The organism is Streptomyces muensis (assembly GCF_021474425.1).
GTDB classification, from domain to species: domain Bacteria; phylum Actinomycetota; class Actinomycetes; order Streptomycetales; family Streptomycetaceae; genus Streptomyces; species Streptomyces muensis.
This window is the reverse complement of sequence record NZ_JAKEIP010000245.1, coordinates 1-12417: the sequence shown is the minus strand read 5'-3', so window position 1 is coordinate 12417 and position 12417 is coordinate 1. Positions and strand designations below refer to the sequence as shown.

At 70.7% G+C, this 12417-nt stretch carries 14 protein-coding genes and 1 pseudogene; 10 read left to right on the top strand and 5 right to left on the bottom strand.

Annotation, left to right across the window (positions count from 1 at the left end):
* Nucleotides 1-634 (bottom strand): pyridoxamine 5'-phosphate oxidase family protein (locus tag L0P92_RS35625; RefSeq protein ID WP_234767197.1); only part of this gene is annotated, 634 nt, incomplete at its 3' end.
* 60 nt (nt 635-694) lie between these two features.
* On the opposite strand from L0P92_RS35625, the gene L0P92_RS35620 reads away from it, so the two are divergent.
* Complete coding sequence (locus L0P92_RS35620; protein ID WP_234767196.1) at nt 695-2026, top strand: aminotransferase class I/II-fold pyridoxal phosphate-dependent enzyme; 1332 nt, start codon at nt 695-697, stop codon at nt 2024-2026.
* A gap of 105 nt (nt 2027-2131) precedes the next feature.
* On the opposite strand, the gene L0P92_RS35615 is transcribed toward L0P92_RS35620, so the two are convergent.
* Nucleotides 2132-3079, bottom strand: coding sequence for a DMT family transporter (locus L0P92_RS35615; RefSeq protein WP_372497385.1), 948 nt, complete (start codon nt 3077-3079; stop codon nt 2132-2134).
* Between the two features lie 74 nt (nt 3080-3153).
* On the opposite strand from L0P92_RS35615, the gene L0P92_RS35610 reads away from it, so the two are divergent.
* Nucleotides 3154-4056 carry a LysR family transcriptional regulator gene (locus tag L0P92_RS35610; protein ID WP_234767194.1) on the top strand — a complete coding sequence of 301 codons (903 nt, stop codon included), beginning with the start codon at nt 3154-3156 and terminating at the stop codon, nt 4054-4056.
* 93 nt (nt 4057-4149) lie between these two features.
* Here L0P92_RS35610 and L0P92_RS35605 read toward each other — a convergent pair whose 3' ends face one another.
* Nucleotides 4150-4617 (bottom strand): pyridoxamine 5'-phosphate oxidase family protein, encoded by a 468-nt coding sequence (locus L0P92_RS35605; protein WP_234767193.1) that lies wholly within the window; start codon nt 4615-4617, stop codon nt 4150-4152.
* 160 nt (nt 4618-4777) lie between these two features.
* Here L0P92_RS35605 and L0P92_RS35600 point away from each other — a divergent pair, with 160 nt between their 5' ends.
* The gene (locus L0P92_RS35600) at nt 4778-5428 is read left to right on the top strand and encodes a cysteine hydrolase family protein (RefSeq protein ID WP_234767192.1); all 651 of its coding nucleotides are present in this window, start codon (nt 4778-4780) and stop codon (nt 5426-5428) included.
* Here L0P92_RS35600 and L0P92_RS35595 read toward each other — a convergent pair.
* Nucleotides 5415-5906: a Rieske (2Fe-2S) protein gene (locus tag L0P92_RS35595; protein WP_234767191.1), complete on the bottom strand. Its 492-nt coding sequence runs from the start codon at nt 5904-5906 to the stop codon at nt 5415-5417. The genes L0P92_RS35600 and L0P92_RS35595 overlap by 14 nt on opposite strands.
* Nucleotides 5907-6125: 219 nt before the next feature.
* On the opposite strand from L0P92_RS35595, the gene L0P92_RS35590 reads away from it, so the two are divergent.
* The 7 genes from L0P92_RS35590 to L0P92_RS35560 all read left to right on the top strand — a co-directional run bounded on the left by L0P92_RS35590 (nt 6126) and on the right by L0P92_RS35560 (nt 12127).
* Complete coding sequence (locus L0P92_RS35590) at nt 6126-6881, top strand: HipA family kinase (protein ID WP_234767190.1); 756 nt, start codon at nt 6126-6128, stop codon at nt 6879-6881.
* Entirely contained in the window at nt 6878-7288 is a 411-nt protein-coding gene (locus L0P92_RS35585; RefSeq protein WP_234767189.1) for a DUF3037 domain-containing protein, read from the top strand. The genes L0P92_RS35590 and L0P92_RS35585 overlap by 4 nt, the downstream gene beginning before the upstream one ends.
* Nucleotides 7289-7415: 127 nt before the next feature.
* Nucleotides 7416-8177, top strand: a complete 762-nt coding sequence (gene fabG / locus L0P92_RS35580; RefSeq protein ID WP_200703193.1) for a 3-oxoacyl-ACP reductase FabG — start codon at nt 7416-7418, stop codon at nt 8175-8177.
* Nucleotides 8178-8196: 19 nt separating this feature from the next.
* Nucleotides 8197-8958, top strand: coding sequence for an SDR family oxidoreductase (locus tag L0P92_RS35575; RefSeq protein ID WP_234767188.1), 762 nt, complete (start codon nt 8197-8199; stop codon nt 8956-8958).
* A 191-nt stretch (nt 8959-9149) separates the two neighbouring features.
* Nucleotides 9150-10730 carry an ABC transporter substrate-binding protein gene (locus tag L0P92_RS35570; protein ID WP_234767187.1) on the top strand — a complete coding sequence of 527 codons (1581 nt, stop codon included), beginning with the start codon at nt 9150-9152 and terminating at the stop codon, nt 10728-10730.
* A 118-nt stretch (nt 10731-10848) separates the two neighbouring features.
* A complete protein-coding gene (locus L0P92_RS35565; protein ID WP_234767186.1) occupies nt 10849-11532 on the top strand; it encodes a uracil-DNA glycosylase in 684 nt (227 codons plus the stop codon).
* Between the two features lie 139 nt (nt 11533-11671).
* Nucleotides 11672-12127: a hypothetical protein gene (locus tag L0P92_RS35560; RefSeq protein WP_234767185.1), complete on the top strand. Its 456-nt coding sequence runs from the start codon at nt 11672-11674 to the stop codon at nt 12125-12127.
* 61 nt (nt 12128-12188) lie between these two features.
* On the opposite strand, the pseudogene L0P92_RS35555 reads toward L0P92_RS35560, so the two are convergent.
* A pseudogene (locus L0P92_RS35555) lies at nt 12189-12417 on the bottom strand (hypothetical protein); the annotation flags it as partial.

Genomic DNA, 12417 nt, shown 5'->3' with positions numbered 1-12417 from the left:
GGTCGGGGATGGGGGTGTTGTAGCCCTTCTGCAGGGGGACGACGCCGGCCCAGTGGGGGAGGGTGAGGTCCTCCGGCTCGTCGTTCACGCCGCCGGTGCGGAGCTTGGCGGAGACCTCGTTCAGGTCGAGGCGGATGACGGCGGTGGCGGCCAGTTCCTTCTTGTTGGCGGGGCGCGAGTCACGGGACCGGCCCGGCACGACGTGATCGACCAGCGCGTCCAGGGCCACCCGCTTCTCCTCCGGGTCCGTCACCTCGTACGCGGTGCCGTGCACCACCACGGACCGGTAGTTGATCGAGTGGTGGAAGGCCGAGCGGGCCAGGATCAGCGCGTCGACATGCGTCACCGTCAGGCACACCGGCAGCCCGGGGTCCGCCTGGCCGGTCATGCGCAGCGGGCGCGAACCCGTCGAGCCGTGGACGTAGAGCGTCTCGCCGACGCGGCCGAACAGCGTGGGCAGCACGACCGGCGCGCCGTCGCGGACGAAGCCGAGGTGGCAGACGTACGCCTCGTCGAGTATCGCGTGCACCAGTTCCTTGTCGTACGCCGCCCGGCCCGGGGAACGGGTCGGGACGGTGCGGTCGGTCGGCGTGTAGACGGCGGCCGTCGACGTCGACGTCTCGGTCCCCTGCATGACGGTCTCCCTTGCTGTGCGGACTTGCGGTCCATATTGCACTAGTGCATAATCTCCTTTGTGCTAGGAGGATATCGGATCGAAGGGCGACGCGCAGCGGAGATTGCGGCGAGCGTCGAGCGCGCGGTGGGTGCCGGCGAGCTGGAGCCGGGGCAACTCCTCCCTCCCATGCGGGAGTTGGCGGTGGAGCTCGGTGTGAATCCCAACACCGTCGCGGCCGCCTACCGCATCCTGCGGGAGCGCGGGGTCATCGAGACGGCCGGGCGGCGGGGCAGCCGCGTGCGGCCCAAACCGGCCACGACCGGGCGTGAGTCCATCCGGGTCGACGTACCGGAGGGCGTACGGGACGTGGCGACCGGCAACCCGGACCCGCGGCTGCTCCCACCCCTGGCCCGGGCGTTCGCGGCGGCCGCCGAGCAGAACGACCGGAAGCCCGTCCTGTACGGGGACCCGGCCGTGGAACCGGAGCTGGCGCGCGCCGCGCGGGCCGCGTTCGACGCCGACGGCGTTCCGGACGGACCGATCGCCGTCACCTCCGGCTCGCTCGACATGATCGAGCGCGTTCTCGCTGCCCACCTCAAGCCCGGTGACACCGTCGCCGTCGAGGACCCCGGCTGGGGCAGCCTGCTCGACCTCGTCCCGGCCGTCGGGCTGCGGACGGTCCCGGTCGGCGTGGACGACGACGGCCCGCTCCCGGACGACGTCCGCCGGGCCCTGGAGTCGGGGGCGCGCGCCCTGATCGTCACCGACCGGGCGCAGAACCCGACGGGAGCGGTCGTCAGCGCCGCACGCGCGCGTGCCCTGCGATCCGTGCTGAAGGACCACCCGGACGTCCTGCTCATCGAGGACGACCACGGCCACGGCATCGTCGACCTCCCCCTGCACACCCTCGCCGGCACCACCCGCACCTGGGCGTTCGTCCGCTCGGCCGCCAAGGCGTACGGCCCCGACCTGCGCCTCGCCGTGTTCACCGGCGACCCCGTCACCGTCGACCGCGTCCGCGGCCGTCAACGCCTCGGCCCCGGCTGGGTCAGCCGCCTCGGCCAGCGCGCCCTGCTCAGTCTGTGGGCCGAGGGCGCCGTCGACCCGAAGACCGTGTCAGTGGCGTACGCCACCCGCCGGGACGCCCTGATCGCCGCGCTGGCGGACCGGGGTGTCACGGCCCATGGCCGAAGCGGCCTCAACGTCTGGGTCCCGGTCCCCGACGAGACGGGTGCCGTCGCCCGCCTCCTCCATGCAGGCTGGGCCGTGGCCCCGGGCGCCCGCTTCCGCATGAGCGCCCCACCCGGCGTCCGCATCACCATCGCCACCCTCGCCGGGGGCGAGATCTCCCCGCTGGCAGACGCGGTGGCGAGGGCGGTCCACCCAGCACCGGAACGGGGCCACGTCTAGACGCGGCCGGGGGTGGCCAACCCGCTTCTTGGGGGCGCGGGGAACTGCGCGACCAGCCACACACAGCCCGCACACGCCAACACCCCCCGCACCCCACCTATCCCCTTAGGCGCCCCGCTTCACCTGAGTAAGCGCCGCCCCCACAAGAACGACCACCGCACCCACCGGCGTCGACCAGCTCAGCGACTCCCCGAGCACCACAACCCCCGCAGCCGTAGCGATCACCGGAATGAAGTACGTCACCATCTGAGCCGTCGTCGGCCCCACTTCGGCGACCAACCCGTACTGCAGCAGCACCGCGAGCCCCGTACCGAGCGCCCCCAACCCCACGATCGCGAGCAGAGGCACCACCGGGAAGCTGCCGGGCACCGAGGTGAACACCGGTGTCACGACGGCCAGTTGAACCGTCGCCAACAACAACTGCGCCCCCGTCAGCGAAAGATGCGACTCACTCGACCCGGCCAGCGTCCGCCGGACGTATATCCAGCCGACCGGGTAGCTCAAGGAGGCCAGCAGCGCCATCACCGTCCCCGTGGCATCCAGCCCGTGGAAGCCCTGCCACGCCCCGAGCACGGTGAGCACGCCAAGGAACCCCAGCCCGAGCCCGGCCACCCGCACTCGCGTCGGCCGGTCCTCCGAGAGCGCGACCAGGGACAGGGCCATGCCCCACAGCGGTGAGGTCGCGTTGCAGATGCCCGCCAGCGTGGAGGGAATCGTCAGCTCGGAGTACGCGAACAACGAGAACGGCAGCGCGTTCAGCAGGAACGCGGCGACCGTCAGATGCCCCCACGTACGCGCCCCGCGCGGCAACCGCTCCCGCTTCACGGCCATCGCGGCCGCCAGTACCGCCGTACCGAACACCAGCCGCCCGAGCGTGACCTGGAAGGGGGCGTATCCATTCGTGCCCACCTTGATCAGCAGAAAGCTGAAGCCCCAGATCAGCGAGAGGGCGGCGAAGCGCAGACGCCAGTCGAAGCGAGGGCGCGGGCGCGGGTGGGAGTCGGGACGGGGAGCGGAATCGGCCGGAACACGGGAGACGGCGGCAGTGGTCATGGCAGCAACGATGCGGCACACAACTTCGTAGCACAATCGAGATTTCGCACTCGATATCTCGTAGCATTGCTTACATGTTGAATCTGGAGCGCCTGCGCACCCTCGACGCCCTCGCCCGGCACGGCTCGGTCAGCGGCGCCGCGGAGGGCCTGCACATCACGACGTCGGCCGTCTCGCAGCAGATGTCCAAGCTGGAGCGCGAGGTCGGCCAGCAGCTCCTCGCCAAGAACGGCCGGGGCGTGCGGCTCACGGACGCGGGACGGCTGCTCGCCGAGCATGCGTCGCGCATCCTGTCGCAGGTCGAGCTGGCCCAGTCCGACCTGGAGGCGCAGCGCGGCAAGGTCGTCGGCGAACTGAGACTGGCGGCGTTCCCGACCGCCGCACGCGGGCTGTTCCCGTCCGCCCTCTCCGCCCTGCGGGCCGAACACCCGGCGCTGCGCGTGCGCTCCTGCGAGCTGGAGCCGGAGAACGGCATCGCCGGGGTGATCCGCGGCGACTTCGACCTGGCCGTCGTGCTCGACTGGTACAACAAGCCGATGGCGCTGCCCGAGGGCCTGGTCAAGGCGCACATCCTGGACGACCCGGCCGACGTGGCGATGCCCGTCGGGCACCGGCTCGCGGACCGGGACGAGGTGGACCTCGCCGAGTTCGCCGAGGACGAGTGGATTACCTGGGGCGAGGGCGAGTTCTGTCACGAGTGGCTGATGTTCACACTGCGCTCCAAGGGCATCGAGCCCCTTCTCGGCCACCGCGCCCCCGAGACGCACACCCAGCTCGCGCTGGTCGCCGCCGGACTCGGGGTGTGCATCGCGCCGCTGCTGGGGCGCCATCCGTTGCCCTCGGGAGTGGTGACCGTGCCGCTGAAGCAGCGGGTGCGGCGGCATGTGTACGTCGTCTGGCGCGCCGACGCCGACCGCCGCCCGTCGATCCGGGCGGCGGTGCGGGGGCTGCGTGAAGCGGGCCAGAACGTCTCCTGACGCCGCCCGCGACCTGCAGCCTGCTGCCCGCGCGCTACCGCCGACTGCGCGCCGCCCGCGACCCGTCGCCCACTGCCATGCGCCGCCTTCCGCCTACGGCGCCCCCAGCTTCCGGAAGTCCCAGGACACGATCTTCTGCGGCGTCAGCCGTACCCACGCGTGCCGGCCGTCGTGCGGCATCTCGTCGAGCCCGAAGTTCTTGCGTGCGAACAGCGTCTCCGGGACGTCGAGTTCGGCCCGCAGTTCACCGACGCGAGGGCTCTCGCCCACGAACTCGACGGTGCCGGACAGCTCGACGCCGCGCAGCTGCTCGTACTCCTCACCCGTGTCGATCACGATCGCGACCCGCGGATCGCGGCGCAGATCGGCCCACCGCTTGCTGCGGACGACCGAGTACAGCCACAGCGAGTTGCCGTCCCAGGCGAACCACAACGCGCTGACATGCGGGAAGCCATCGGTGGACACCGTGGCGACCCGGCAGGTGCGCTGGGTGGTGAGGAACTCGTCCAGCTCACCGGGCGTCATCATGATCTTCCGGCCCCGGCGCTGAGTGACGGTCATGCGGCCCCCTCTTCTCTCACGTCGTGCCAGAGGAGAGATCCTCTGACATCACGTCAGAAAAGGATGAGTCGTCTTCCCCGCAGAGGCAATGGTGGTTCCGTCCTCACTCGAACATGGCTACGCTCGCCCGCCCACGCCGCCGCCCGGCCCAGGGGGATCCATGCCGTCGTACGCCGAACTCAGCGAACTGCTCGACCCCGCGACCACCGTCCTGCTCACCGTCGAATGCCAGGAGGGCGTCGTCGGCCGGGACAGCGCGCTGCCCGAACTCGCCGCCGAGGCCCGCTCCTCGGGCGCTCTCGCCAACGTCGCCCGGCTGGTCGCGGCCGCCCACGAGAGCGGCGTCCAGGTGATCCACGCCCTGGCCGAACGCCGCCCCGACGGACGTGGGGCCAGCCGCAACGCCCGCCTCTTCCGCGCCGCCGAACGGCTCCCCGTCCAGCAGCTGTCCGGCAGCGCGGCGGTTCGCGTGGCGGCGCCGATCGAGGTCGCCGAGGAGGACTTCGTCGTACGCCGTCTGCACGGCCTGTCCCCGATCCAGGGCACCGACGTCGACGCCCTGCTGCGCAACGTCGGCTGCCGCACGCTGATCGTCACCGGCGTCTCGGCCAACGTGGCGATCCCCAACACGGTCTTCGACGCCGTGAACCGGGGTTACGTCGTGGTCGTGCCGCGGGACGCCGTCGCCGGGGTGCCCTCCGACTACACCCCGGCGATGATCCGCCACACCCTCGCATTGGTCGCCACGGTCGCGACCACGGACGAGGTGCTGGACGGTCTCAAGCGTCCGCGTGAGGTCAGGCGAGCGTGATCGAGTCGCCCGCCACGCTGATCTCCTTGGCGGCCAGCGGCTGGGTGGCCGGTCCCTTCTTCACGCTGCCGTCCAGGACGGAGAACTGACTGCCGTGGCAGGCACAGGACAGGGTGTCCTCCTTGAGGTCGGTCATCGGACAGTTCTGGTGGGTGCAGATCGTCGAGAAGGCCTTGTAGTCGCCCGCCGTCGGCTGCGAGACCACGACCTTCTCGTCGCTGAAGACCTTGCCGCCGCCCTCCGGGATGTCGGCGGTCTTGGCGAGCGCCGCACCACCGCCGCCCGCCTCCGGGGACGAACCGCCCGCCTCGGTGCTCGCGCCGCCGCCGGCGGGGGCGCCCTGTTCGGTGGAGGAGCCGGACGCGTCGTCGTCCGACCCGCACGCGGTCAGCGCAGCGGCGAGCCCCGCCGCGCCCACCGCCGCCACGACGGTACGGCGGCTCGGGCCCGACACCTGCTGAACTGATTCGCTGGTCATGCTGACGTTCCTTCCGCGGATTCTTGATCTGCCGAGAGGTACGGTCCTTCGGGACCGGCTGTTCAGACGCAGTCGAAATCCTGACCCGGTCCGGCGAGGAGGTGGGTAAAGCGGAGCTGTCGGTTCACTGTCCAGAGCTGTCGATTCGCTGTCGGCGCAAACGCGTCGTCGCCCGCCCGGCCCGTCCCTCGCCCGCCTCCGCGCCAGTAACCTGGGGCGATGCTCAAGGAAGTCATCGCGACCCGCTACATCACGCCGCTGCGTGAGGGCGGTTCGCTGCCGGGGCTCGTCGAGGCCGACGACTTCGGGACGTACGTCATGAAGTTCAGCGGCGCCGGACAGGGCCGCAAGACACTGGTCGCCGAGGTCGTCTGCGGTGAACTCGCCCGCAGGCTGGGCTTCCGGGTGCCCCGGCTGGTGACGGTGGAGCTCGACCCGGTGCTCGGGCTCGGCGAACCCGACCAGGAGGTCCAGGAGCTCCTCAAGTCCAGCGGCGGCACCAACCTCGGCATGGACTTCCTCTCCGGCGCGCTCGGCTTCGACCCCCTCGCGTTCGACGTCAGTGCCCGGGACGCCGGCCGGATCGTCTGGTTCGACGCCCTGGTCAACAACGTCGACCGGTCCTGGCGCAATCCCAACCTGCTGATGTGGCAGGGCGAACCCTGGCTCATCGACCACGGCGCCACCATGATCTGGCAGCACAACTGGCCCGGGGCCGAGGCCTCGGCGGCGCGTGCGTACGACGCCTCCGACCACGCCCTCGCCTCCTTCGCGCCGGACGTGCGGTCGGCCGCCGCGGAGTTGGCGCCGCTCGTCACCGAGGAACTGCTGGCCGAGGTGACCTCCGAGATCCCGGAGGTCTGGCTGGCGGACGAGCCGGGCTTCGCGTCGGCGGACGCGCTGCGCGAGGCCTACGCGCGGCCACTGGTCGCACGCGCCGCCGTCATCCACGAACGCATCGAGGGGATCAAGTGAGCGAGCGCACGCTGGGGACCCGTTCCCGCACCCAGGACGTCTTCGAGTACGCGCTGCTGCGGGTCGTCCCGCGCATCGAACGCGGGGAGTGCCTGAACGCCGGCGTACTGGTGTACTGCCGCGCCCGTGCCTTCGTCGCCGCCCGGACCCACCTGGACGAGACCAGGCTGCGGGCGCTGGACCCGGACGCCGATGTCGCCGGGGTGCGGGCCGCGCTCAGTGCCGTCGAGGGTGTCTGCGCGGGCGGCGAGGCGGCGGGGCAGGCCGAGGGCGACGACCCCGGGCGGCGCTTCCGCTGGCTGATCGCGCCCCGCTCGACCATCGTCCAGCCGGGGCCCGTGCACACCGGACTGACCTCCGATCCCGCGGCCGAGGCGGAGCGGCTGCTCGATCTGCTGGTGAAGTGAACGGATCGGCTGACGGAACGGGTAATGGATCACATGCGCGCGGTGGCCGTTGACACCGCGTGCCAGGGCTTCTAGCGTCACGTCCATCGAAGGTACTAAGCGGTCGCTCACCCGAGGAGAGTCATCCATGTCCACCACTGAGCAGCGGGTCGCCGTGGTCACCGGCGGCGCGCGCGGCATCGGCGCCGCCACCGCCGTACGACTGGCCGCCGAGGGCCGCGCGGTCGCCGTGATCGACCTCGACGAGGCCGCCTGCAAGGACACCGTGGAGAAGATCACCGCGGCCGGCGGCAAGGCCATCGCGGTCGGCTGCGACGTCTCCGACGAGGCACAGGTCGAGGCGGCCGTCGCGCGGATCGCCGAGGAGCTCGGCGCCCCGACCATCCTGGTCAACAACGCGGGTGTGCTCCGGGACAACCTGCTGTTCAAGATGAGCGTCTCCGACTGGGACACCGTCATGAACGTCCATCTGCGCGGCGCCTTCCTGATGTCCAAGGCCTGTCAGAAGCACATGGTGGACGCGGGCTTCGGCCGGATCGTCAACCTCTCCTCGTCCTCCGCCCTCGGCAACCGCGGCCAGGTCAACTACTCCGCCGCCAAGGCCGGCCTCCAGGGCTTCACCAAGACCCTCGCCAAGGAGCTCGGCAAGTTCGGCGTCACCGCCAACGCCGTCGCCCCCGGCTTCATCGCCACCGAGATGACCAAGGCCACCGCCGACCGCGTCGGCATGGGCTTCGAGGACTTCAAGGCGGCCGCCGCCACCCAGATCCCGGTGGCCCGGGTCGGCGAGCCCGACGACATCGCCAACGCCATCGCCTTCTTCACCGGCGAGGCGGCCGGATTCGTCTCCGGCCAGGTGCTGTACGTGGCCGGCGGACCGCTCGACTAGGGCCGGGGGAGAGACGAACATGACTGAACTGCCTGCACTCTCCGGCAAGGTCGCCCTCGTCACGGGCGCCAGCCGCGGCATCGGCTACGGCGTCGCCGAGGCGCTCGTCGCGCGCGGCGACCGCGTCGTCATCACCGGCCGGGGCGAGGACGCCCTCAAGGAGGCCGTCGAGCAGCTCGGCGCCGAGCGCGCCGTCTACGTGGCCGGCAAGGCGCACGACGAGGCCCACCAGGCCCTCGCCGTCGAGCGCGCCATGGAGGCCTTCGGCCGGGTCGACTACCTGGTCAACAACGCCGGTACGAACCCGGTGTTCGGACCGCTCGCCGACCTCGACCTGGGCGTCGCCCGCAAGGTCTTCGAGACCAACGTGATCTCGGCGCTCGGCTTCGCGCAGAAGACCTGGCACGCCTGGCAGAAGGACAACGGGGGCGCGATCGTCAACATCGCCTCCGTCGCGGGCATCGCGCCCTCCCCGTTCATCGCCGCCTACGGCGTCAGCAAGGCCGCGATGATCAACCTCACCCAGCAGATGGCGCACGAGTTCGCGCCCAAGGTGCGGGTCAACGCCATCGCCCCGGCCGTGGTGAAGACCAAGTTCGCGCAGGCCCTGTACGAGGGCCGCGAGGAGGAGGCCGCCGCGGCCTACCCGCTGGGCCGGCTCGGTGTGCCCTCCGACATCGGCGGCGCCGCCGCGTTCCTCACCTCCGACCAGTCCGACTGGGTCACCGGACAGACGCTCGTCGTCGACGGCGGCATCTTCCTCAACGCCGGCGTCGGCTGAGGCACGGGAACTCCGACAGGGGCGCCGCTGGACACCAGCGGCGCCCCTGTCGACGTATCGGGAGATCAACGGCCCTTGACAACGTAGTCACCGAAGAGGCGGACAAGTGCTCCTGAGACGGGAGGTCCACCGGCCGGAACACTGCGGTATGTTTTGCCGACCCTTGGCATGGCAGATCGAGGAGCGTGCGCGTGTTCAACCGGATCCGACGCCTGCGGCAGGTGGCGGCCATCGCGTCCATATCGTCCCTGGTGGCAGGGTGCGGTGTCCTCTCGTCCGATTCCTCGGACGAGGAGGGGCCGATCGTCGTGGGGACCACGGCCGCCCCCAGCACCCTTGATCCCGCCGCGTCCTGGGACAGCTCCTGGGAACTGTTCCGCAACATCTACCAGACGCTGCTCAGCTACCCGTCCGGCTCGAGCGCGCCCGAGCCCGACGCCGCGGAGAACTGCCAGTTCTCCGACAACACGAACATGAAGTACCACTGCGAGCTGCGCGAGGGCCTGGAGTTCTCCGACGGGCACGCTCTCGACGCCAAGGCGGTCAAGTACTCGATCGACCGGATCCGAAAGATCAACGTCAACGGCGGCCCGGCCGGCCTGCTCGGCAGCCTCGAACGCGTCCAGGTGCTGAACGACCGCGAGATCGTCTTCCACCTGAACAAGGCCGACGCCACCTTCCCGTTCGTGCTGGCCACGCCCGCGATGTCGATCGTCGACCCCGAGGACTACCCGGAGGACAAGCTCCGCGAGGACGGCACGGTCGTAGGGTCCGGGCCGTACACCCTGGCGTCCTACGACGAGGGCAAGCAGGCCGAGCTCATCAAGAACGACAAGTACGACGGGTACGCCGAGCGCAAGAACGACGCGGTGACCATCCGCTACTTCCAGGACTCGCCCACCATGGTCGCCGCACTGCGCGACAAGGAGCTCGACGTCGCCTTCCGTGGTCTCGCCGCCGACGACATCGTCGACATCCAGGCCGACGACGAGGACGAGCTCCAGCTGATCGAGGGCTCCGGCACGGAGATCAACTACCTGGTCTTCAACCCCAAGGACCCCATGGCCGGCAAGACCGCCGTCCGCAAGGCCATCGCCCAGGTCATCGACCGCCCGGCCATCGCCCACAAGGTCTACAAGGACACCGTCGAGCCGTTGTACTCCATGGTCCCCAAGGGCCTGACCGGACACACCACGGGCTTCTTCGACGACTACGGCGAGCCCAGCGCCGACAAGGCCCGCGAGATCCTCGCCGACGCGAACATCACGACCCCCGTCCCGCTCACCCTCTGGTACACCAGCGACCGCTACGGCTCCGCCACCAAGGCCGAGTTCGAGGAGCTGAAGAGCCAGCTGGAGGAGTCCGGCCTCTTCGAGATCACCCTGAAGAGCCGCCCCTGGAAGACGTACGTCACCGGCTACCAGAACGGCGAATACCCGGTGTTCGGGCGCGGCTGGTTCCCCGACTTCCCGGACGCCGACAACTTCATCGCGCCGTTCGTCGGCAAGCAGAACGCCCTCGGCACGCCTTACGTCACGCCCACGATCACCGACCGGCTGCTGCCCAACTCCCGCGCCCAGAGCGACCGGGCCAACGTCGTCAAGGACTTCGAGGACGCCCAGCGCATCCTCGTCGACGACGCGCGGCTGCTGCCGTTGTGGCAGGGCCGGCAGTACGTGGCCGCGAGCGCCGAGGTCTCCGGCGCCGAGCGGGCCCTCGACCCCTCGACGATCATGATGATGGGGGAGCTGTACCGCAAGACCAGCTGGTAGTGGCGGGAAGTGCGGTGGGCGGGGCGATTGTCAGTGGTCGCCTGTAGGTTCTGAAGCCTGGAGGTGACTGCCTCGCGGTCACCTCCCATCGTTCGCCGCACACCGTAAGGAAGTTGACGTGACCGACATCGCCATGCTGCCCGAGTCCTGGCGCGGGGTTCTGGCCGACGAACTGCAGCAGCCCTACTTCAAGGAGCTGACCGAGTTCGTCGAGGAGGAGCGGGCGAAGGGTCCCGTCTATCCGCCGCGCGAAGAGGTCTTCGCCGCGCTGGACGCCACGCCGTACGAGCAGGTGAAGGTCCTCATCCTCGGCCAGGACCCCTACCACGGCGAGGGCCAGGGCCACGGCCTGTGCTTCTCCGTCCGCCCCGGAGTGAAGACGCCGCCCTCGCTGCGCAACATCTACAAGGAGATGAAGGAGGAGCTCGGCCTCCCCGTCCCCGACAACGGCTATCTGATGCCCTGGGCCCAGCAGGGTGTCCTGCTGCTCAACGCGGTGTTGACGGTCCGCGCCGGCGAGGCCAACTCGCACAAGGGCAAGGGCTGGGAGAAGTTCACCGACGCGGTGATCAAGGCCGTGGCCTCCCGGCCCGACCCCGCGGTCTTCGTGCTGTGGGGCAACTACGCCCAGAAGAAGCTCCCGCTCATCGACGAGACCCGGCACGTGGTGGTCAAGGGCGCGCATCCCTCCCCGCTGTCCGCGAAGAAGTTCTTCGGGTCCCACCCGTTCACGCAGATCAACGAGGCGGTGGCCGGACAGGGCCACGAGCCGATCGACTGGCGGATCCCGGACCTGGGCTGACCCCTTGCCGGGCCGGTCCCCGGCCGGTCCCGCGGTCGGACCGGCCCGGTGCCGTACGGAGCCGCCTGACCGGGTTTGCCGGTGACGGCGGTTAGCGTCGGGAGGAGGGGGACCAGCCGACGAGGGCCCGGAGGACGCGGTGGCGGAAGGACAGGAGCGGACGGCACCGGAGGCCGTGCCGACGCGGATCGGGCAGGTCGTCATGCTGCACCACGCGGGGGACCGCGAGGAGGCCCGACGCCGGCTGCTGGACCTGTGGACAGAGCTCGGCGAGGACGGCGACCCCGTGCACCGCTGCACCCTGGCCCACTATCTGGCCGACACCCAGGACGACCCGGCGGACGAACTGGCCTGGGACCTACGGGCGTTGACGGAGGCGGAGGGCGCGGGCGGTGCGCTCGCCGTGCGGGCGCTGTACCCCTCGCTGCATCTGAGCCTGGCCGCCGACTATGTGAAGCTCGACCGCGCCGAGGCCGCCCGCCTTCATCTGCGCCGGGCGCGGGGAGCGGCGGGGGCGCTGGCGGACGACAGCTACGGGGACGGGGTGCGGGCGGAGATCCGGCGGCTGGAAGTGCGGCTGGGGGACACGCCCTAGGTGCGCTGAGGACGGCCAGCCGGGGGGGAGGAGCGGGCTGTGGGCGCAGCCCGCTCGTGTCTCAACGGCCGTACGTCTGCTCGCAGATCTTCGACTCCTGGCTGTCCGGCCGCCAGCCGCCGTACTTCTTCCCCAGCTCGCAGACGTCCGCCTGCCCCGGGTTCCCCGCGCTCCCCGTGTTCCCCTGGACCCCCCTGCGGACGGACTCCGACACGTCGGGGATCTCGACGCGTGGCCGGTCCGGGCGGCCAGGACCCGGGTGGCGGGCTTCGCGGTGCTCGGGATGGGGG